The sequence below is a fragment of the Liquorilactobacillus mali genome (genome assembly GCF_001437155.1).
In the GTDB taxonomy this organism is placed as follows: Bacteria; Bacillota; Bacilli; order Lactobacillales; family Lactobacillaceae; genus Liquorilactobacillus; species Liquorilactobacillus mali_A.
The window spans coordinates 1-23,029 of sequence record NZ_JQAR01000034.1 but is presented as its reverse complement, the minus strand read 5'-3'; the positions used below and the strand labels follow the sequence as shown (position 1 = coordinate 23,029).

General features: G+C 35.4%; 18 protein-coding genes. 7 read left to right on the top strand and 11 right to left on the bottom strand.

The annotated features are described in order from the left end of the window. Window positions 1-157: 157 nt before the first annotated feature. The 7 genes from IV36_RS10715 to IV36_RS10690 form a co-directional block, all read right to left on the bottom strand. Window positions 158-637, bottom strand: a complete 480-nt coding sequence (locus IV36_RS10715; protein ID WP_056992426.1) for a hypothetical protein — start codon at window positions 635-637, stop codon at window positions 158-160. A 310-nt stretch (window positions 638-947) separates the two neighbouring features. Beyond that, complete coding sequence (locus IV36_RS10710; RefSeq protein WP_056992425.1) at window positions 948-1,583, bottom strand: NAD-dependent epimerase/dehydratase family protein; 636 nt, start codon at window positions 1,581-1,583, stop codon at window positions 948-950. An 86-nt stretch (window positions 1,584-1,669) separates the two neighbouring features. Further along, the gene (locus IV36_RS10705) at window positions 1,670-3,406 is read right to left on the bottom strand and encodes a pyruvate oxidase (RefSeq protein ID WP_056992423.1); all 1,737 of its coding nucleotides are present in this window, start codon (window positions 3,404-3,406) and stop codon (window positions 1,670-1,672) included. A gap of 368 nt (window positions 3,407-3,774) precedes the next feature. After that, complete coding sequence (locus tag IV36_RS10700) at window positions 3,775-4,413, bottom strand: L,D-transpeptidase (RefSeq protein WP_056992421.1); 639 nt, start codon at window positions 4,411-4,413, stop codon at window positions 3,775-3,777. Window positions 4,414-4,429: 16 nt separating this feature from the next. After that, window positions 4,430-5,977: an ABC-F family ATP-binding cassette domain-containing protein gene (locus tag IV36_RS10695; RefSeq protein ID WP_056992419.1), complete on the bottom strand. Its 1,548-nt coding sequence runs from the start codon at window positions 5,975-5,977 to the stop codon at window positions 4,430-4,432. Window positions 5,978-6,119: 142 nt separating this feature from the next. After that, window positions 6,120-6,260: a hypothetical protein gene (locus IV36_RS12305; RefSeq protein ID WP_169790729.1), complete on the bottom strand. Its 141-nt coding sequence runs from the start codon at window positions 6,258-6,260 to the stop codon at window positions 6,120-6,122. A 74-nt stretch (window positions 6,261-6,334) separates the two neighbouring features. Beyond that, complete coding sequence (locus tag IV36_RS10690) at window positions 6,335-7,237, bottom strand: helix-turn-helix domain-containing protein (protein WP_056992418.1); 903 nt, start codon at window positions 7,235-7,237, stop codon at window positions 6,335-6,337. Between the two features lie 811 nt (window positions 7,238-8,048). Between IV36_RS10690 and IV36_RS10685 the strand changes: the two genes are divergently transcribed. The 4 genes from IV36_RS10685 to IV36_RS10670 all read left to right on the top strand — a co-directional run bounded on the left by IV36_RS10685 (window position 8,049) and on the right by IV36_RS10670 (window position 13,078). After that, window positions 8,049-8,837: an ABC transporter ATP-binding protein gene (locus IV36_RS10685; protein ID WP_056992416.1), complete on the top strand. Its 789-nt coding sequence runs from the start codon at window positions 8,049-8,051 to the stop codon at window positions 8,835-8,837. 10 nt (window positions 8,838-8,847) lie between these two features. After that, on the top strand, window positions 8,848-9,708 hold the full coding sequence (locus IV36_RS10680) for an ABC transporter permease (RefSeq protein WP_235810318.1): 861 nt from the start codon (window positions 8,848-8,850) through the stop codon (window positions 9,706-9,708). Between the two features lie 25 nt (window positions 9,709-9,733). After that, window positions 9,734-10,756 carry an ABC transporter substrate-binding protein gene (locus IV36_RS10675; protein WP_056992414.1) on the top strand — a complete coding sequence of 341 codons (1,023 nt, stop codon included), beginning with the start codon at window positions 9,734-9,736 and terminating at the stop codon, window positions 10,754-10,756. Window positions 10,757-11,239: 483 nt separating this feature from the next. Continuing rightward, the gene (locus IV36_RS10670) at window positions 11,240-13,078 is read left to right on the top strand and encodes an aryl-sulfate sulfotransferase (RefSeq protein ID WP_056992412.1); all 1,839 of its coding nucleotides are present in this window, start codon (window positions 11,240-11,242) and stop codon (window positions 13,076-13,078) included. A 251-nt stretch (window positions 13,079-13,329) separates the two neighbouring features. Here the strand turns inward: IV36_RS10670 and mscL are convergent, their stop codons facing one another. Beyond that, on the bottom strand, window positions 13,330-13,707 hold the full coding sequence (gene mscL, locus IV36_RS10665) for a large-conductance mechanosensitive channel protein MscL (protein WP_056992409.1): 378 nt from the start codon (window positions 13,705-13,707) through the stop codon (window positions 13,330-13,332). A gap of 167 nt (window positions 13,708-13,874) precedes the next feature. Between mscL and IV36_RS10660 the strand changes: the two genes are divergently transcribed. Then, the gene (locus IV36_RS10660; protein WP_056992407.1) at window positions 13,875-16,514 is read left to right on the top strand and encodes a cation-translocating P-type ATPase; all 2,640 of its coding nucleotides are present in this window, start codon (window positions 13,875-13,877) and stop codon (window positions 16,512-16,514) included. Between the two features lie 126 nt (window positions 16,515-16,640). Here IV36_RS10660 and IV36_RS10655 read toward each other — a convergent pair whose 3' ends face one another. After that, a complete protein-coding gene (locus IV36_RS10655) occupies window positions 16,641-17,561 on the bottom strand; it encodes an aldo/keto reductase (RefSeq protein ID WP_056992405.1) in 921 nt (306 codons plus the stop codon). Between the two features lie 110 nt (window positions 17,562-17,671). Next, window positions 17,672-18,547, bottom strand: a complete 876-nt coding sequence (locus tag IV36_RS10650; RefSeq protein ID WP_056992403.1) for a diacylglycerol/lipid kinase family protein — start codon at window positions 18,545-18,547, stop codon at window positions 17,672-17,674. 358 nt (window positions 18,548-18,905) lie between these two features. Between IV36_RS10650 and IV36_RS10645 the strand changes: the two genes are divergently transcribed. Beyond that, window positions 18,906-20,897, top strand: coding sequence for an ABC transporter ATP-binding protein/permease (locus IV36_RS10645; RefSeq protein ID WP_056992401.1), 1,992 nt, complete (start codon window positions 18,906-18,908; stop codon window positions 20,895-20,897). A gap of 131 nt (window positions 20,898-21,028) precedes the next feature. Here the strand turns inward: IV36_RS10645 and IV36_RS10640 are convergent, their stop codons facing one another. Continuing rightward, the gene (locus IV36_RS10640) at window positions 21,029-21,964 is read right to left on the bottom strand and encodes an NADP-dependent oxidoreductase (RefSeq protein WP_056992398.1); all 936 of its coding nucleotides are present in this window, start codon (window positions 21,962-21,964) and stop codon (window positions 21,029-21,031) included. Between the two features lie 447 nt (window positions 21,965-22,411). Between IV36_RS10640 and IV36_RS10635 the strand changes: the two genes are divergently transcribed. Further along, on the top strand, window positions 22,412-22,918 hold the full coding sequence (locus IV36_RS10635) for a GNAT family N-acetyltransferase (protein ID WP_056992396.1): 507 nt from the start codon (window positions 22,412-22,414) through the stop codon (window positions 22,916-22,918). Window positions 22,919-23,029 lie beyond the last annotated feature (111 nt).

Genomic DNA, 23,029 nt, shown 5'->3' with positions numbered 1-23,029 from the left:
AATCATTACTTTCTCTGGTGAAGCTCTTTAACTTAGGGACTTATGGCACAGCCCCCTTTGTTTATTCTGTATCAACGTACCATAAAAAAGTGTTTCACGTTACGCTGCTTCTATCCACCCAACGACCGCCAAATACTCGTAATTTCAAATTAATTACCTAGGACTCTTGGAGATTACTATCCTCATTCTTTTTTAAATTTTCCTGTATCTGCTTAATGCTCAATAAGGTGTCGGCAACTATCTTTGAAGTCTCATTCTTCAAGTTGCTTGTGTCTGAGTAAGATCTAATAAACAACCCCGAAGCATTTAAACTAGGTGATATAACAATAAGATTTGTTAATAACGGCACTGTATCCTCTACATCAAAAAAATTATCAACACGCTTAATATTTGCAAAAGGCAAATTAATAACACCCGTCTCCAATACTATTTCAATGGATTCATCAACCATTTCTATTGGTTGAACAGCTTGTACTACTTTTCCCTTTGAAAAAGCATTCTCAAAATCAGCAAATAAACTTGCCATAAAATTATCCTTTAATTCACCAATCTCGTTAACTTCGATCTTATCCAATACTATTTTGGTAATTTCATCCGCTTCAACTTGATTAATAAAATCCTTAACTTTAATTTCCATTCCTCTTTCACTTCCAAACTCATTAGATGATTATTCTATTGAAGATTCTAACCCATATTAAAAGTAAGTTTGGATAATGTCAAATTACATGAGGTATCACTCAGTTATATCAGCAATCCTCCTTGGTCTGCAAAAACGCGGAAGACATAAGTCAGTAAAATTTGAGTACTAAGCTGAAATCGCGAACATAATACATTCCTAGTTTCGAGTAAATTTGAGTTTAAACAACGAATTTCGACTTGCGAAACACATTTATCCCGAATCAATAAAAAATTTAGTTCAAAATCATCCTTTACCTCAGTTTTGTTTCCTATCTTTTTGTTCTATGCATTAAATAACTATTATTATTCAACAAAATATTTCTAATTTCCACTGCAAACCTTGCTCTAGCAATTGGACGCAAACGCTCCACCAATCTCGTTAATGGCTTTATCTTCGTTAAATTATTTAATGCTATTGCAATAACATAAACAAAAGGGCGTTCTTTATGATAAATTAACCCAGGATAAACGAATACAGCCCGTGTTCCCAACCGTTTCTTCAATTCATCTTCAAACACAAGCTTGGCTTTCATATAGGCTCCCATCCCCAATGGTGCATAATTTGCAGAAACGAATAGAAACTTAGTATCCTTGACCTTTTCTCCTACAAACTTAATTACACTCATCACCGGTTCTACTGTTTTTTTATAATATTCATTATAATTTTTTGCAAACAATACTCCTATCAGGTCAACAACCCAATCTGCATCAGCCACTTCTTCTTGCCATGTTTCCGGTCTGCCTAAGTCTACACTTTCCCATGACACTTTTGGCCATCTTTTTTTGTCTTCCTCTGTTCCGCCATGTCGTGACATACTAACTAGTTCCATGTCATCATAAGAACTCAATTCTTGAATAATCCCTTTACCTACGTACCCTGAACCACCCAATAATACAATCTTCACGCAAATCACTCCCTAATAAAAAAAGAAACATGACACAAATCTATCTTGTCATATTTCCTTAGTATGTTCTCTATAAATTCATCATTTTAGAAGAATTGACGCAGGATATCTTTCAATGGTGGCAATTCTGGAATCTTCCAATAGTTTTCGAGATATTCTTGTCCAAACTTCATATATCCTTTTGCCTCATCCATAACAATCTTTCCTGGAAGTGGCGCATTATCCTTAACATAAGCATTAATCAAAATAGGTTTATCTGTAATTGTATATGCCTTGTCCAAGGCGGCCTTGAATTCATCATTAGATTTAACAGTGATACCAACACCACCGCATGCCTCAGCAAACTTAGCATAATCTACATCAGCCAAGTCGATTTGGTAATTCAATTGTCCTGCTTGTTGTTGCTCATACTCAATAAATGCAAGCTTTTGGTTATTAACAACCACACAAATAATAGGCAACTTATATTTTACAGCGGTCACAAAGTCCTGCATAACCATCGCAAACGCACCATCGCCTTGTAGTGCAACGACTCTCTTATCTGGATAAGCTACTTGTGCAGCGATTGCTCCTGGAAGTGCGCAACCCATTGTCCCAAGCCATGCAGATATTGCAAATTTCTGATCATCCTTAACGTGTAAGTAACGTGCACTCCAAGATGTGGATGTACCAACATCAATAGAATAGATTAAGTCTGATGGAGCTGTCTCATCAATATAAGCCGTCATACTTTCTGGTGAGGCCGGACTCGTATTCAACTTACGCTTGTCAGCCATCCATTTGTTCCAATTACTCATGCTCTTTTGACATGCTTCTAAGAACTTGCCATCAGTCCGAATAGCACCTAAATCATTGAGTGCTCCAGCAAACTTCTTGACATCACCTTGTACGGCAACGTCAACACTATAACGTTTACCTAAGTTTTCGGCTTTCAAATCAACTTGAATGCTCTTAGCTTGCCCCTTTTCAGGTAAGTAAGGCCGATATGGATAGTTTGTCCCAAACATTATCAATAAATCAGCATTTTTCATTGCCTCGTATGCTGCTTTAGTCCCCAATTTACCTACGTTACCTAATGAATTAGGATGATTGTCTGCAATTGTTCCCTTAGCAGGCAACGTTTCTATGAATGGAATTTTATTTGTTTCAACAAATTTTTTGATCTCATTACCAGCATGCTTAGCACCAACTCCTAGCAATACTACTGGTTTACTTGCACTCTTTATCAATGAAGCTGCCTCATTAAGCTGAGTTTTATCAACCTCTGGCGTACTTAATGTAAATGCACGTGCAGAAGAATTATATTCTCCCTTTAATGTTTGATTAGGAATGTCATCAGGAATAGTCAGTACTGCAACACCTTTGTTCTCATAAGCACTTCTGATAGCTTGATCAATAACTTCTGGCAGATTGTCCACCGCCGAAATAGTTCTATTAAAGACAGCTACATCATCAAATAATTTTGCAGTGTTTACTTCTTGGAAATACCCTTCGTTTAAGGAAGTTGATGTAACTTGCCCTAATAAAGCCAGTACAGGTACATGGTCCATTTTTGCATCATACAGTCCATTCAAAAGATGAATTGCACCAGGTCCGCCAATTGATAGACATACACCAATTTTATCTGTGTATTTTGCCTCTGCTGCTGCAGATAAAGCAGCAACTTCTTCATGACGCACTTGAATAAACTTTATCTTATCTTGTTGGCGACGCAGAGCATCAATAGTAGTATCAATCGAATCACCGGGTAATCCGTAAACATTTTGAATTCCCCAATCTACTAACACGTCAACTAACAAATCTGCTCCTTTTGTATTTGCCATAAAAACACTCCCTACATAAAAATAAAAATAGCTCACAGACACGGGCTTCACCTCTATTCTACTGCAAAAATATTTTACACAATACATTTTGCTCATAACGTCCCATCCTGCTTTTTTGTTTTCCTTCACACTCACTAATTTTGCAAAGAAAGAACATGATTCAATAAAATTTAAGTTACCACGAAATTACTACCATAGTGAGGCCTTTACTATAAGTAATTCGAAATTAATCAAAAATCTAAGAAACACTTTTGTCCAGAAAAACACAGAAGAGCTGGGTCAAATTTAAACTTTGGCCCAGCCCTTCCAGCTGATTATCTTAATGTCTAAAGATTCTTAAACTTTGTTGTGTTCATGCTTATGATGATTTACTCGATGACTAATTTAGTTCCACCGTTAATATTCTTATAGAACCATTTTGCATCTTTTACAGACAGCCAGATGCTGTTATTTGTATCTACTTGACTTCCTAAATTTTGCGCACTCGAAACAATATATTTTCCATGCTCATTCGTAGGAACACTTTGTATCAAGTATTTACCGTCACCCTTCCACGAAATCCAATACTTGCCTCCGGTACCAGTAACTTGATTGAAATAAAATTCGCCACGCTTATTACTAATTTCAAATGTTCCTGTTGGAAATTTCTTTTTACCTTCATTTGAATAACCTGCCGAATGTGTTCCCAAAGACACATACATCTGGTAAACTTTTTTCTTCCCTGACATTACATAAAGACGCTGCTTTTTTTGTGATACTTTGACCCATAAGTCCTTATCACCAACAACATCTGGATACTTTTTCGTTTCCGAAGACTTACGCCACTTTATTGGGCGACGCATATTCGCATCTTTATCCTCTTTTTTCTGTTGCTGTTGTTTCTTTTCCTCTTTTGCAATCTTTACACTATTTATTTTTTCTGCATGTTTGACATACACTACGCTCCATCCCGCAAGAAAAACAAGCAGGATTGCAACAACCCAAGAAAATAATTTACGTTTATTCATTCACTTGTATACTCCCTTAATTTTTATTAAGTCGGATGCTCTCAACATCGAAAATCTTATCGATCCACCCATCATAAAAAGACTGCTCATGGGATACTAATAAGACATTGCCAGCAAAAGACACAAGTGCTTTTTTCAAAGCATTCTTTGTCTCATCATCTAGGTGATTTGTAGGTTCATCCATGATTAAGAAATTACTTGGTTTCAACTCTAGGATACACAGTTTGACCTTGGTTTGTTCGCCCCCGCTCAGTAACTCCATTGGTTTCATGGCGTTAGCCGGACTCAACCCAGCTCGTGCGAGCCTTTGTCTTATCGTCTTTGGTTCTAACTTTGGATAAACATTCTGTACAATTTGCAGAGGTGTTTGTGTGGGATCATCCCAAGTCAAATCTTGCGTAAAATAATTTACCTTAGCAGCCTCCACAAATTTAGCACTTCCGCCAAAGTTCGGAATTATACCTAAAATTGATTTAATAAGTGTTGATTTACCAACACCATTAAATCCCTTTAATACAACCTTTTCTCCATGACTCATTGAGAAAGTAACAGGTGCTAGCAAAGGTCTTTCATATCCTACCGAAAGATCTTCAACAACTAATGTCGCAGATGACATCAATTCCTCATAAGGAAAGCTGAAACTGGATTGCAGTGCATCACTTGGTGGATCAACTCTTTCCAGCTTATCAAGCCTTTTTTGCCTTGACTTCGCCATCGTAGACCTAGTTCCTGCCTTATTTCTTCTGATGTAGGCCTCATCTTTCTCTATTTGGCGCCGTTGCTTTTCATAGGCTTTAAGTTGAACTTCCTTCTTTACTTCCTTCTGCTTGATTGCCGAACTAAAACTCCCCGTATACTTTGTAATTTTCCCAAAAGCAACATCAATAATTGTGTTTGTAACTCTTTCTAAGAAATCAAAATCATGCGAAATCACCATAAAACAGCCCGCAAAATCATTTAAATAATTTATTAACCACTCAATGTGTTCAACATCAAGGTAGTTAGTCGGCTCATCCAGCAATAATACATCGGGATTCTCAAGCAATAACTTAGCCAAAATAATCTTTGATCTTTGACCGCCACTACACTGGTCAACATGCCTGTCCTTCCCAATTGCGTCTATTCCAAGCCCCGACATTACCTGTTCAATCTTAGTCTCTATCTCATAAAATTCACCGGCTTCAAGCTGTTCCTGATATCTACCAGCCTTATCCAATAGAGATTCATCCATTGTAGCTGCATAATCCTCATAGCACTTAGCTTGCAGTTCGCTAATATTATACAAGTCTTTGAAAGCTGATTTTAAGAACTCAAAAACTGTTAAATCATGTGCTGTTTGTGCATATTGATCAAGATATCCGATCTTTATATTATTTTGCCATACAATTTTTCCCTCATCTGGAAGTTCTTGACCTGTGATAATTTTGATTAAAGTACTTTTACCTGCTCCATTTTGCCCGATAATTCCCATATGATCTTCTTTATTTAATCTAAAGCTTGCATCTTGGTATAATTCCTTATCAGCAAAAGCATGTGAAAGCCCATCTATTTCTAAAATACTCATTTATTCTCATCCATCCTCTTATTGGGTGATTATATCATACTCATACATTAATTAATTAGTATTTTTACCAAAAAAAAACCACCACAAAACGTCATCGACGCCCCATGCTGGTAAATAAATGTAAGTTTCCAAAAAAAACAACTTATTTTCCGTTTTTTTCTAGCTCTTCGCGGCTCTTCAAAAATGATAATACGTTTTGATGTTGAGCACGACGTTTTTTAATATTCTTCTGGTTAACAGGGCGACGATCATTAGCTACCCCAACATGAGTATTTTGTGACATCGGTTCTCCTCCTTTCACTCTACACGTATCTTTTCATTTTATACTGTTTTTATTTTTTTTTCAAGCAAGCAAAACTATGCCTTTCGTCTTTTTCTGGACTTAGATTTTTGTAACTGGACACTTAATAGTTCCTGAAGAATTGCAACGTGTTCCTTATACAGATCATCTAGTCCCAGCTCCTGATATAGTGAGAAAATTTCAGAAATGGTTTTCAATCCTTGTTCATAATCCCCATTGTTGATTGTCTTTAAACCCTCAAAGAATCTTTTGTTGCCCAGCGCATATATATTGTTTGAGCTAACTTTTATTTTATCAAGTAATGTATAATAGTAGTTCACTTGATCTGTCTTATTAGATTTCATAAATACTAGGATTGATTGGCATAAAGCCTTCACCTTCAGATTATCAAGCTTCATATCTTCACCCTCATGGCTATCATCCCAATCATGATCCTGTAATACTTTTTCAATTGAGCTACTATCAAACATGAAGATTGCGTCAATAAAGAGACCGTATTCATAATGACCCCACTTTGTACTCCGCAATAGATAATGTAGAATTTCTTTTCGTTCACTCAATACACTTTCCGCAGTTTTTCCAAGCTTTTTACGCATCACAGCCGCAATCAACATCAAATTATAGAAACGAACCAAGCCGCTTTCTTGATATTCTTTACTAATTTTTTTCTCTAAGGCTTTAATTTCAATTAAGTTTTCAAGTCGGTAGGCATTATTTAGATCATCGCGATAATTTATGTACTCATTATTGCACTTATCCATCACACTGAACATTCGCAGAAATTCATCAGCCTCAATATTTAAACGATTCAAGATATACAAGAAAGTATCCGCAGTTGTTTCAACTAAACCGCTCTCATATTTGTAATACATTGATCGTGATAGCAGACCATCATATACGACCTTAGCTTTTATTCCCTTTTCAGTTCTGATTTGTTTAACAAGTTCACCCGTTTTCATTTTTTGCCTCTTTTCACATTTATTATACACGTGTTCATTATATGGGCATGTACTTACTATAAAAAATACTAAATGCCTTAATAATTGATAAATTTTGCTAATCTTACAACAAAATAATATAATTTATGAATCAAAAATTATTCTTCTTTTGAAAAAATTATTTTTTTAGATTTGTGTAAACTTATTACTCACTTTGGTACCATGTATGCAGATAATCATAACAGAAAAATACATAAAAGTAACCCTTAATTTCAATTAAATTTCAACTTCTTGATAATATATTATTCTTAAGATAAAAAAGATACTAAATTTTTAAGTTTAGACATATTCTATCTGGCAATTAATTCCATCTATATCAGGATATTTACACCTTCTAAATTAATGTTTTTATTCATTTAGCAAATAAATTTACTAAACTTCTGATATTACAAAACATTCCTCTTTATTATTCAAAATTTAATAAAATAACATTTATGCAAATCATCATAAAATGCAAATGTTTCAATCAAAATAAATTCATCTACAATTCATAATTTTAACCTATTATTAAAAACATTCAATAACACAACATTTTTGAATCTCTCCTTCAATGATCACCTGAGTTTAACTAAGAGATGAGTAGTACCAATTACAAGTATTTTAATATTTTTATTCTACTTACTATAAATTATCGTTATTTTTCAAATTTTTTTAATACTAATTGTATAGAAAATAGTATCTAAAATAAATTAAAGGCTCAAGATATAACCAGTACGACTGTAATACCCTTTATTCACGTTAATACTGAAAATCAATTAATGAGGTAACTAATATGATAAAAAATAGCATTGAACTTAAACACGTGTTTAAGAAGTACCATGCACCTGCTTCTTTTTTTGCACCAAAAAAGGAAAACCCTCTCGTACTACAAGATATTAATTTAAAAATTGCTCTTGGTGAATTTCATATTTTTTTAGGCCGTAGTGGATGTGGTAAATCAACATTGCTCAATATTATTGCTGGCTTTCTTCCCAAAACAAGCGGTCAAGTTTTAGTTAACGGACATGAAGTTACTGCTCCTGGACGAGATCGTGGAGTAGTATTTCAAAATGCTGATGCCGCTATTTTCCCATGGTTAACCGTTTATGAAAATGTTTCTTATGGCCTGAAGATGCAGCATTTCTCAGAAAAGGAGCGAACACCCATAGTTAATCAAAGTTTAAAATTAGTTGGACTTGATCAACATGCTAATAAGTATCCATATGAATTATCTGGCGGAATGAAGCAACGCGTCCAAATTGCAAGAAGTATTTCCAATGATCCAGACATACTAATTTTAGATGAACCATTTGGCGCTTTAGATGCCCAAACTAGAAGAATTATGCAAGATGAACTTATTCGAATTTGGCAAAAAACCAAAAAAACCATTTTATTTGTGACGCATGATATTCAAGAGGCAGCTTATTTAGGTCAAAAAATTAGTATTTTTTCTCCTGCTCCTGCCTCAAATATTTATAAAACAATTACTGTTGACCATCCTTATCCTCGAAATGTTTTCTCAAAAGAAAACGAAGAACTAGTCACAGAATTAAATAACTATTTTCCGATAGGAGGTCATTAGAGTGAAAGAAATGTCGAGTAAAAACACCTCTAAATCCCAGACATTAAATGACTTGGAAATTCCCAATAATACCGATGCACATAAGGGGATAGAATTATTTAGGAATGGATTATTATTCTTAACTAAGCGTGGATTATTAGCCTGGCTCTTATTACTAGCAGTCTGGGTAATTGCCTCCAAGGTTAGTGACGCCAGTTTTTTACCTAGTCCATGGAAAACACTGATTAGTGCCCAGGGGTTGATAAAAACTGGGACGCTTCAAAATGATCTGCTAATTAGTTTGTTGCGAATTTTGGCCGGATGGTTAATTGGAAGTACTATCGCCATACCTCTAGGATTAATCATCGGACAATTTAAAATTATTCGCTACTTGCTTGAGCCATTGATTAATTTTTTTCGATTCGTACCAGCCATCGGATTTTTAACATTATTTCTACTATGGTTTGGTGTTGGTGAGATATCTAAAATTGCATTAATTATTTATGCAACAATGTTCCCAATCATTATCAACACAATTACTGGGGTTATCGCTATTGACCCATTAAAGATAGAATCAGCTCAATCACAAGGTGCCTCAAAGTTTCAAATTTTCTACAGCGTTGTCATTCCTTCAGCTGTTCCAAATATTTTCACTGGTGTACGCCTTGGATTAGGTGGAGCAATTATTGCTATTGTAGCAGCTGAAATGTTAGCCGCTCAAAATGGAATTGGTTACCTGATTTATACTTCTAGACTCTATTACCGAACAGATTGGATCTTCGTTGGCATTTTTGTTCTTGGATTTATTGGTTACCTTTCGGACACACTGCTTCGTTTATTCGGTAAAGTTGTGTTAAAAAAATATGGTGTATTTGAAAAGGAAACCAAGTAAAACATACAGAAGGGTGTTTTTATAAGTGCATAAAAAATTAATTGTGTTACTAGGAAGTTTAGTGGCCATTATCGCTGTAATATTTGCTGCAATCTATGGCTTAAAAAGCATTGACAGTAGTTCAAAAAAAAGCAGCAGTAATTCAACAACAATCCGTCTAGGATTAATGACAAACTCTGGTGGTCAATACTTAGCAGCAATTGCAAAAAAAGAAGGCTATTTCAGTAAGTATAACCTCAAAGTAAAAACCACGACCTTTTCATCTGGGATTGAAACTGTTAATGCTATTACAACGAAACAATTAGATATTGGATATGTAGCCGATTTTGCAGCCCTAAACCGTTTTGGAAGTTCAAGCAAAAGTAATCTCAAAATTTTTGCAAAATTATCTAGTTCAGGCGGTAGCGGTGTTAAATTATATACAACCAAGGATATTGGTTCGCTCGCCGAGCTTAAAGGTAAAAATGTTTTAACTAGCAAAGGAACTGTTACAGAATATTGGGTTGCTAAAACCCTAAAGAAAGCTGGTTTAAAAGAAAGCCAAGTTAATTTGCTGTCCGTTGAAACGGGACAAGAAGGATTGGCCTTGATGAAATCTGGAAAAGCGTCCGCTGTTTGGGCATCAGGACAAGATGCAGAAAAACTAGAAAAGACTGGTAAATTCAAGGTGTTGACAACACAAGGAAAAATTACATCTCCAACTCTAGCATTTGCTATTTCTAATAAAAAATTTCTAAAAGAACATCCCAAAGCAGCAATTGCCTACTTGAAAGCTATTAATGACAGTATTAAGCTAGTTCATTCACATCCACAAAAAGCTGCTAAAATTGTATCTTCAGCATTAAATGTACCTAAAAAAACTGTTTTAGCAACTTTCAAAAGTACTAATTTTAAAATCAACTTTGATCAAAGCACATACAATGATTTAAAGAGCATTTACAAATACCTAGCTGCTAGTGGGAAATTAAAGCATACTTATAGTATCAATAAATACCTTGATACCACTACATTGAAGAAAGCCATATCTGGCTCTGTCTCATATAAATAATACTGATATTTATGCTAATCATTAAATTGACTAAAATAAGATTATGGCTTACGGAACACATTTATATGAAATAAACACAGAGGGACTGGATCAAAACATAACTTTTGATCCAGCCTCTTCTATTACAATTACACTGAATACCATCAACCAGAATTAACGACTATAGCTTAACAATTATACAGTCAGCAAAACAAAAATACCATAACTTCTTATTTTTCAGCCAAAACTCGTTAAAAGTGCTGGAAATTTACTAAATAATTTCACATTTTTTTCAAAAGACCTTTCTATTATTGAGAATATAGATTACTTATATATTTAGAACGACACAGAGTGAAAGTTGTTAATAAGATACTTATTCTTAAATGATTTCAGCCATCCAATTAATATTTGAAACTTTGTATGTTTGAAGATATATACGTTTTTCAAGAATTAAAAATACTATTTCCACTCACTATATTAAAACAAATTTGAGGAGTGATTTTTATGGGTCAACCATCTGTATATCCTACTGGAACAATTTACTACAACCCTGATAAAGCATGGAATGGTTATACTTTAATACCAACAATCAATGATGGAATACTATTATTTGATATGAATGGCAATGAAGTAAGGCGTTGGATTTTCCGTGGAATGCCGCCTAAGATGTTACCAAATGGGCATATCATTGGAAACTCTGGTAATCGTCAACCAGTTCATGGAATGCAAGATGGTGTTAATCTTGTTCAAATTGATTATGATGGAAATATTGAGTGGCAATTTGATCATTTCGAAAAAATTGATGATCCCGGATACGATCATCGTTGGATGGCACGTCAACATCATGATTTTCAACGTGAAGGTCAGGCTGTCTATTACTCACCTTTAGAACTACCCAAGATAGATTCTGGAAAAACCTTGATATTAGCCCATCAGACAATTCATAATCCCGCAATTTCCAATAAAAAATTATTGGATGATATTGTTTATGAAGTAGATTGGCAAGGTAACCTATTGTGGAGCTGGAGTGTGGCAGAACATTTTGATGAATTTGGTTTTGATGAAGCGGCTAAAAATATTCTGATGAGAAATCCCAATATGCGCCAATCGGATGGTGGTGTTGGCGATTTTATGCATACTAATTGTGCTAGTTACTTAGGAGAAAATAAATGGTTCGATCAAGGTGATCAGCGATTTAAGCCTAATAACATTATAATGGACGGTAGAGAAGCAAATATCTTATTTATCATCGACCATGACAGCGGTAAAATTGTTTGGAAACTGGGTCCTGATTATGTTCATGATCCAAAGGCTAAAAAAATTGGACAAATCATCGGTCAACACGCTTTGCATATGATTCCACGTGGATTACCAGGAGCGGGAAACTTACTATTGTTTGACAATGGGGGGTGGGCTGGTTATGGCATTCCTAATCCTAGCAGCTTAGATGGTTCAAAAAATGCACTACGAGACTACAGCCGGATTCTTGAAATTGATCCAGTTGTAATGGAAATTGTCTGGTCCGTTACGCCTGCTGATTTTGGCTATCAAATGCCCACTGACAGCAGTAAATTTTATAGTCCATATGTTTCGAATGTTCAGCGGCTACCAAATGGAAATACTCTGATTAATGAGGGGTCTGATGGTAGAATTATTGAAATCACTAACGATTATGAAATTGTCTGGGAATGGATTTCTCCTTATTTTTCACATAGCGATGATGGTAAATTAAAAAATAACATGGTTTACCGTGCTTATCGTTATCCATATGATTATGTACCACAAGAAGATCAACCACAGGAGACACCAATTCAACCGATTGACATTTCTACTTTCAGATTGCCAAATGCCGGCAAAAAAGGTGCACAAAAAATAATTTCTGTTGCGGGAACCCTACCCTATTACAAAGATGTTGCCTTGTGTGTTGCAACAATCGATGAATCAAAACAAATAGCCACTAAAAAGAATAAACAACAATTATTTGAAATTGACCGCAATATCTTCCCTGAAATTACTCAAGAAGAATTTACAAATCATATTTTAAATAATAAGAACACTAACAAAATCGAAATCGTAATGTTCGGTGCTGAACGTTGTTCTCACTGTCGCATAGTCCACCCATTACTAAAAAAAGCAGTTTCTGAAAAGTTCAATAATCAATTCAGAACATATTATCTTGATGTTGATAAAAATCAAGATATTATAGCGACACTTCACATTTTTGGAACCCCTGTAGTCACAGCGTATAAAGATGGCAAAGCACTTGACCAATTTCGTGGAGAATTAGATTTTCAAGGTATTTGTGAGTTTTTGAATAATTGTCTCGCTGAAATTGAAGCTTAACTGTTTTCATAATTTATACTTCTAAAATCCATTTTGAAAAAACTAACAAAAAGTCAATCATCACCTATACATTCTAAAAGATGGTGAAGCGAATAAAGTCAAATGATATTTTTAGTTTACGAAACATGTTTATGAGAAACCAACAAAGGGATCAGATCAAAATTCAACTTTTGACCTAATCCCTTTTTGCATAACTAAATATTCAATTAAAATAATTCACTCACATTGATGCCCAAAGAATCTTATGTACACTATTTCTCCTGCGTTTTTAATAAATCACGAATTTCTTCAAGGAGCTCAACTTCAGGAGCTACAACAGGTGCAGCTTCTTCTGCCTTTTTACGAATCAAAAACTTATTAACAAACTTAACCAGTAAGAACACAACAAAAGCAATAATTAAGAAATTGATAACTGCATTAATAAAACTACCTACCTTAAAAGTTGCTCCATTAACCTTGAAAATTAAATCTGAAAAATCAATTCCACCAATAAATAAACCAATAAACGGATTGATTAGGTAATCGACCAGTGATTTAACAATTGACGTAAAAGCTCCCCCAATAATAACACCGACAGCTAAATCAATCACATTTCCTCGTGAAATAAACTCTTTGAACTCTTTAATCAATTCTAACACCCCTAATATTAAACTACTTTAAATGTACCAAGTTGCATAGACTTTTTCAACTATTTAAACTTTTTCCAATCATCTTATTTTATAATCGTTATTTCTTTCTTAACATCTTGAAACATGATACATTTAAATTACAAAACACGAAGGGATTGTCATACTTTATGACCCAAAAATATTACCAAATTTCTGTCGACAAGACATTGAGTTCATTAAATACAAGCATCAAAGGGCTGTCATTGAACGAATCTGATGCTCTGTTGAAACAATATGGACAAAATACGCTCACTGAACAAAAAAAGAGTTCTTTGTTTCAAAAATTTGTAACCCAATTTAAAGACCTGATGATTATAATATTAATGGTCGCTGCTCTTATCGCTGCTTTTGCGGGTGATATTTCTGATGCTTTGATTATTTTCTTGGTTATTGTTTTAAACGCTGTATTTGGCGTATTTCAAGAAGCAAAGGCCGAAAATGCAATTGATGCGTTAAAAGAAATGATGACTCCGTCTTCGAAAGTACGACGAAACAACCAAATCCAAACAATTAAAAGTGCAGATTTGGTACCTGGCGATATTATTTTATTAGAGGCAGGCGACATTATTCCAGCTGATGTTAGATTTATCAGCACTTCTTCCCTCCAAGTTGAAGAAGCTGCTCTGACCGGTGAATCTGTGCCCGTAAATAAGAATACAGCTAGTATTCCCGAAGACGGAATTCCTTTAGGCGATCGAAAAAATCTCGGCTATATGAATACCAACGTCACATACGGAACGGCTGAGGCTGTAGTTATTGCAACGGGTATGAACACAGAAGTTGGTCATATTGCAATGATGCTTAATAATGTTGATCAGACAACTACTCCACTTCAAAAAAGCATCGTACATTTGAGTAAAATTCTAAGTGCCTTAGTTTTGGCAATTGCATTATTGGTCTTCATTATTGGAATATCGGCTGACCGCGCTTCAATCTTAGAAATGTTACTAACATCAATTTCTCTTGCAGTTGCAGCTATTCCTGAAGGCCTACCAGCAATTGTAACAATTACTCTTGCGCTTGGAACACAAGCGATGGCTAAACGCAATGCATTGATCAGAAAGTTGCCTGCTGTTGAGACACTTGGGGCAACAGAGATTATTGCATCAGACAAAACCGGTACTTTGACCCAGAACAAAATGACAGTTGAAAAAATCTATCAAAATAACGTTTTAACCGACGCCAATAGTGCACAAATTGATATGAGTAACTTGATGAAATCCATGATTTTGGCCAATGACAGTCAAAAAAGTGATAATGGGCTAATCGGTGATCCTACTGAAACAGCCTTAATTCAATATAATCTTGACAAGTCGAATAATGTCTCACAAGTTGAAAAGGATTCCCCACGAATCGAATCAATTCCCTTTGATTCTGAACGGAAATTGATGGCAGTTATCGTAAAGCAGGGAGCCGAACCTGTCCTATTCATAAAAGGTGCAGTTGATGAGCTACTGCAACGAACAACGCGCATTGAAAAAGATGGCAAAATAACAGTTTTAACTGAAAAAGACCGAAAAAGAATTCTTGATACAAACCATGACCTAGCCCATGAAGCATTACGTGTTTTAAGCTTTGCATATCGACCACTAAAGACTACTCCAGCCGAACCTTCATCACAGATATTAGAAAAGGATCTAATCTTTGTTGGAATGGTAGGAATGATTGATCCTGAACGTCCAGAGGTAAAAGATGCAGTTGCACAGGCACGCTCAGCGGGAATTAGACCACTGATGATAACTGGAGATCATAGGGACACAGCCACGGCTATCGCATTACGTCTAGGGATAATTGACAAATCTCAAACTGATGCTGTCATCACAGGCAATGATTTGGATAAACTGTCAACCGATGAATTGAATTCCTCAGTTGATAAATACTCAGTTTATGCGCGGGTTGCTCCTGAACATAAGGTTAGAATTGTTAAGGCATGGCAAAACAAAGGAAAGATTGTGGCAATGACCGGTGATGGGGTCAATGATGCACCTGCTTTAAAAACAGCCGATATTGGTGTTGGGATGGGAATAACTGGTACTGAAGTCTCAAAAAACGCTAGTGATATCGTTCTGGCCGATGATAACTTCGCAACTATTATTGTCGCCGTTAAAGAAGGACGTAAAGTTTTTGCGAACATTCAAAAAGCGATTCAATATCTTCTCTCTGCCAACCTTGGAGAAGTTTTAACCCTCTTTTTCATGACTATGCTTGGTTGGGACATATTTGCTCCAGCACAGATTCTTTGGATCAATCTAGTAACAGACACTTTCCCTGCCATCGCACTCGGAATCGAAAAAGCCGAGTCTACAATTATGCAAAGGAAACCTAGGGGTGCTAAATCAAGTTTTCTTGGTGATGGTGTTCTCTCTAGTATTACTTATCAGGGACTGTTAGAAGGAATATTAACTCTTGGCGTGTACTGGATAGCTATTAAGTACCCTTTCCACAGCTCATATGAATTGATTCATGCAGATGCATTAACCATGGCATTTGCAACCTTAGGACTAATCCAACTGTTCCACGCCTTTAATTCTAAATCAATTCATGGCTCTATCTTCAACAAAGACTTGTTTTCAAATAAAATGTTTAACTGGTCCATTATCATCTCAGGTATACTTTTATTTGCAACAATTTTCATTCCAGCATTCAATGCTGTCTTTAAAGTTACACCATTAGCTCTAGAACAATGGCTAATAGTGTTAAGTGGTGGCGTACTAATGCTTGTGATGGTTGAAGTGGTAAAGTTTTTTCAGCGCAAACTCAGCAAATAATTTTTTACATTTTAAAAGGCACCAAGTCAAAGTTTGAATTTTGACTTGGTGCCTTTATTTATTCTATATAAACGTGCCCATACATTTGGTGGATTTGCCTAGCCTATCGAACCATACCTTCACTTTTTAGAATTCCTTAAAGGCTGTATCAATTTCATCGTACTCATCCTTTGTTAGCTCAAGATTCAATGCCTTAGCATTGCTTAGTACTTGCTCCGGCTTGCGAGCACCTGGGATTACAACACTCATGTCAGGATTTGCAACATACCATGCTAATATCACTTGTGCAGCAGTTGCATCGTATTTTGCTGCAATTTCCTTAACACGTGACATATTGGCGATAATCTTCTTGAATTGTTCACTACTAAATTGTTCAAATTTTTCACCATCAACTGCACTGTATTTACCAGTTAATAGTCCTGATGCTAAAGGAAAATAAGGTACAAAAGAAATCTTATTTTCCTTTAGGTATGGCAATAGATCCTTCTCAGCAGCACGATGAACCAAACTATAATTATCCTCAACGATATCTACATCACCATTTTTGTTAGCTTCTTTAATTTGCTCAAGTGAAAAGTTAGAAACACCGATAGCTTTGATTTTCCCTTCTTTTTTTAGATCCGCCAAAGCTGCCACAGCTTCATCCTTGGGTGTTTCTTCATCTGGAAAATGGATGTAGAAAATATCAATGTAGTTTGTCTGTAACCGTTTGAGTGCATCTTCAACAGCCTGTTTTAAGAAAGATGGCGTATTGTTATTTTTCTTGTTATTTTGCGCTGGATCTTGTGATGCTTTCGTAGCAATAATCACCTTGGAGCGATCATATTCCTTTAACACTTCACCAATGATTTCCTCAGAACGTCCCAAGCCGTACATATATGCCGTATCAAGCAATGTAATTCCTGAATTCAATGCTGCCCGCACAACTGCATAGCCATCTTTATCGTCTAGATTTTTAAAAAGATTATGTCCACCAACTTTATTTGTTCCTAAACCAATCTTAGTAGCTACAACGTCACTTTTACCAATCTTAACTTCTTTTGACATTTTGAATCCTCCATTCTTTTTTGTGTTCAAGGAGATTATACGACAGACTGTGCCTAACCTTTCTATAATCTGCTCAAAGTTGTTTCAAACATATCTGTACTACTCTTTTGTTAATCCACATAAAGCTGCACCCTTTTGGGTAACCACTTGATTTTAACTGGTAACTTGGGGCCTTTATCGCCATCTATCCGAGTTTCAAGCATTTCTCCTTCAATATTGCGCACAACAATCTCCTTAATATCAAAAGTAGTCAAAGTCGTTGATTTTCTTAGATTACCCGTTAGCGCAAAATACCCCAAATTCAAGAGCTTATTTATTTTCATATCATTAAGCATTGTTAGATGTAATTCATCTTCGGTTTTCCCTAAATATTTCCTTCCCCCTACATAATTAGAGGTAGTCATCAGACAAACCCAGACTTTGGCACTCATTGAAAATGTCTTGTTAAATAAGAGTGTTTGATGTGAACGATTCTTACCAATCTGCTTAATCGCATTATATCCGTATGCTGCAAAACCATATTTTTGTTTTTCTGTCTGTCTCACTTCATTAGAAATATCTGCAAGACTCCCAAAAACTAATGAGCTAATAATTGCTTGTCCATTGCACTCTACAATATCAACGGGTTGCAACCTGCCTCTTAATATTGTTTTGACTGCTTCGTCAACGTTATTGGATATTTTCCACTTATGCGCAAAGTTATTGACTGTTCCAGTGGGAATTATCCCAATTGGAACTTTTACTTTTCCTCGCAATAATGCTGTTACCAAAACATTGATCGTCCCATCTCCGCCAATGCAGATAATTCGATCAATGTTCGGTGCTTCAATTGCTATCTTTTTCAGTGCTTCGTCTTTAGTGCTTGTTTTTAGCTGGTATACTGGCAGTCCCCTATTTTTTAAGATTGTTTCAACCTTATCTGCGATTTTTTGTGACTCCCCAGATCCAGATTTTGGGTTAAAATAAATCATTGTTTTTTGCTGCATACCTTTACCTCGTTTTTCTTTTATTAGCAATTACTTTCTCGCTCTGAAAAACAACTGCTACGAATACTAAAATGGGAATAATCAGATATTTTATGACTCGCATTTTTTCACCTACATTTTCTTTCTATAGTTTACTCTATCACAATGGTTTGTTTAGCATACCCTTTTTTGCTTCTATGGTGTTTTACTGAAGATTTAATAAGAAAAGGCTCTGAGAAAATTATTTTCCCACTTATTTATTGACTAGTTTGATAACTTTTTCATAAAATGAACTAGTATTCAGATTTATTGTTTTTTTTTCGCTACAAGTAGGATAAAATGTTTCCAATACACGGCATTAAAAAAGGGGTTAAATTAAATGAGTTTACTGAAGCTTTCAAATATTCATAAATCTTATTTTCTTGGTAAAGAAGAAAGTAAGGTTCTAAACGGTATTAATCTAGAATTTAATACTGGTGAATTTGTATCAATTCTTGGGGAATCTGGTGGCGGAAAATCTACTTTAATGAATATTATCGGTGGATTGGATCGAAACTTTGAAGGAGAAGTTGCCCTTAATGGCGAAGTTCTTGATCATCGTAAGGAAAAACAGCTTGATAACTATCGTCGAGGCACGATCGGCTATATCTATCAATCATACAATCTAATTACTCATCTTACTGTTCTTGAAAATGTTCTTGTTTCACTAGAAATGACAAAATTATCACATGCAGAAAAGATAGATCGTGCAAAGGATTTACTAGCTCAAGTAGGACTTGCAGATCAAGCAAAGAAGCATCCCAATCAACTATCAGGTGGACAAAAACAACGTGTTGCAATTGCTCGTGCTTTGGCCAGTGATCCCGATATTATCTTGGCAGATGAGCCGACAGGAGCTTTAGACTCAGTAAATACGCAAGAAGTTCTCGAAATTCTTAATAAGATCGCAAAAGATGGCAAACTTGTAATAGCCGTTACTCACTCTCAGGCCGTTGCAGATCATGGTACAAGGATTATCCGACTAGTTGATGGTCAGATAGCAGATGATGAACATCTAAAAGACCCTTATGAAGTCACAAATAAATCTACTCGGATTCTTTCACATCCACTGCCTGCAAGTGCAAGTTATATTTCTGCATTTAGACATCTGATATATAACATCAAGCAAAATTCATTAATCATCTTGGGTACCGCAATCGGTATTTTTGCCGTGCTCTTATTTTCAGGACTAGGTAATGGAATTAATTCGTATATAAATGATCAAATTAACTCTCTGGTCAATCCCAGAACAATTACAGTTATGGCCAATCCTAGTGGGAAAAAGTTGAATAATACTCAAGCACAAAGAGAAATACAGCAATTCAGCCAAGATCCAACTAACTTCTTTATCTCGCAAGATCAGATAAATACCCTCAAGAAGACAACAGGGACTTCCTATATTCAGGCTGGTTATCAATTAGGCACATATTCGTTAAGTTACAATACTAAGAATGTTTCTTCTTCAGGCATTCAAACTTATACAAAATCATACACGTCTAATTCATTAGCCAAGGGTAGTTGGCCAACAGGAAAAGAAATTGTTATTTCAAAAAACCAGGCAATTACTTTGTCTGGAAGCTCCAAAAACTATCGCTCACTTATAGGTAAGAGTATTGATGTTACTATCAACTGGCTTTCAAAAAATAATACTCCTATTCAGATGAAAACAGCGTTAACTGTCTCTGGGATCTCGGATTCATCAAGTGGTGTATCAGGTGAAATAACAGTTCTCTCATACTCTGAAACCCGCTCGCTTCTGTCATCTGCTGGTGCTAGGACAGATCCTAACTTTGTAATCGTTAATTCGAAAAGTATTGATGGTGTTGACAACGTTGCAAGCCAGATTCGTAAACAAAAAGTTAATGGTAAATATGCCTTCTCTGTCATAACTGTTGGTGATGTCCTCAAAACAGTTAACAACTATGTGAGCCTAGCATCAACTGTCCTATCCGCAATTGCCGGAATTTCATTGGTTGTCTCAGCGCTGATGATTATTGTAACAATGTATATGTCAGTCGCAGAACGTACAAAAGAAATCGGAATTTTACGTGCTCTAGGTGAACGCCGCAAGGATATTAGACGATTATTTACTGCTGAATCACTCCTACTTGGACTTTTCTCAGCATTCCTAGGATTGTTGCTGGCATGGCTTTTCAGTATATTACTTAACAATTTTGTTTACGACTTGATCAAATTTAACATAGTCCAGATCAATCTAGCCAATGTTATTTTTGCCATTTTGGTTTCTCTCTTCATCTCATTAATCGCTGCGTTATTACCTGCTCGGAAAGCTTCAAAATTGAATCCAATCGATGCACTCTCAGCAGATTAATTTTCTTATTTTCGTTTCTTTCCAAAATAGTTACTTATTACAGAGAGATCTCGGATAAAATAAAAAACATCACGTGATTGTTGGCCCTATTTTGCCAACAATCACGTGATGTTTTTTTCAATTATGAAAGATTACTTCACTTTAATTACTATTTTCCCTCTGGCGTGACCTTCTTGGCTCTTTTTATGTGCCGCTCTTACTCCTTCTGCAGTCAAAGGGTATACACTGTCTATAATTACTTTTACTTCACCCGCAACAATTAAGTTTCCTAGTTCCTCCAGTTGCTTACCATTTGGTTGTAACCACCAGCTTGAAACTTCTTTCGAACTTGCTTTTTGCTCTTCACTCGGATTCCCAGCAATTGTTACAAGTCGTCCATTTTCTTTCAGAATTGCTAAACCGTCATCGATTGCATTGACAGTATCAAATACAGCATCGTAGTTATTTAACACTGTATCAATTTTTGTCTCATGATAATCTATGACTTCATCTGCCCCTAAACTTTTTAGAAATTCATGATTTTTTTTACTTGCAGTAGTTGCAACATAAGCGCCAAGATGTTTGGCAATCTGAATAGCAAATAAACCTACGCCCCCTGCTCCACCTTGAATAAGAACCTTATCACCCTTTTTTACCTTCAGGCGATCTACGATGACTTGCAATGAGGTCAGTCCTGCCAAAGGTACTGCGGCAGCCTCTTCAAATGTAATTTCATCAGGTTTAAGAGCCAATTTATCTTCCTTAACAGCTACATATTGCGCATAAGTTCCCTTTTTACCATCATTATAGATATCTGGTCTAGCAAAAACCTTATCGCCAATCTTGAAATTGGCAACTTTTGCACCAACTTGTGTAATAATTCCTGCCGTGTCCCACCCAAGAACTACAGGGAACTCCCATGGGTACATTCCTTTCAAATAACCTAATCGTGCCTTCCAGTCGATGGGATTAATACTTGTTGCATAATTTTCAACAAGTACTTCATCTTCTGCTATCTCTGGGATTTTCAACTCAATTTCTTGCAAGTTATCTATGTCACCATACTCTTTAATTGCAATTGCCTTCATTGGTAAATTCACTCCTATAATTTATTAACATTAATTATAGCTCCGATTATCATCGTTTACAAAAAATAAGTAAAAATAACTGTAAACAAAAACTTGTGGTTTACTTCTCATTCTACTGGAATCAGTACCTCACAATATCTTTCATCCACTAGCTTTTGCCGATGCCGCTCAACAATTGGCTGATTACTTACTTTGAGTTGATTTTCGCTGATAATCGATACCATTTTTTTATAAAATCCATTAATTACTATTTTGGTATGAGATATTTTAAAAATAGCATAGTTCCCAACTGTTAAAGTTCTTTGATTAACATTATGTTTATATTAAATTGGGAAAGAGATGCCCTATGGAAGTTTTATAAGTACTACCTGAACAAGTTTCATAACAATTGCTATTCACTTCGCAATAAAATCTATAGCTAACAATCACTTGAAAAAGAGGAAAACATTGATAATTGAAACTGATAGATTAAATTTAATATCATTGACAGTAGGACAGTACCGTCATTGGATAAACAATATCTCAATTTTAGAAAAAGAACTAAATTGTAGTTATCAAGCTGAATCACTCGAAGGTATATTTTTAAATATTTTAAAAAAACAACTTATAGTTACCGAAAAAGATGCAAGAAATTATTTATATCACACATTTTGGTTTCTTATTAGAAAAACTGATCGAATTGTCATTGGCTCCGCCGATTTTAAAGATCTGCCTAACAAACAAGGTGAGGTTGAAATAGGTTACGGATTAGGAAAAAGTTTCGAGCATAAAGGATATATGACTGAGGCTACAAAAGCTATGTGCGATTGGGCATTAACACAAGACAATACTTCTTATGTAATCGCTAAAACAGAGATTGAAAACCTAGCTTCCCAAAATGTATTGAAAAGATGTGGATTCAAACTTTACAAACAGGATAATACGTGCTGGTGGAAATTACAGATGAGGAAATAAAACTTCTAATTCTGTTTATTGTCTTCAACCTTAGGAGTTGAAACACATGAATTATTGAGAGTATAAAATAGTTTGTGTAAATGAATAAAAATCCTATTGAAAAGGGAATCC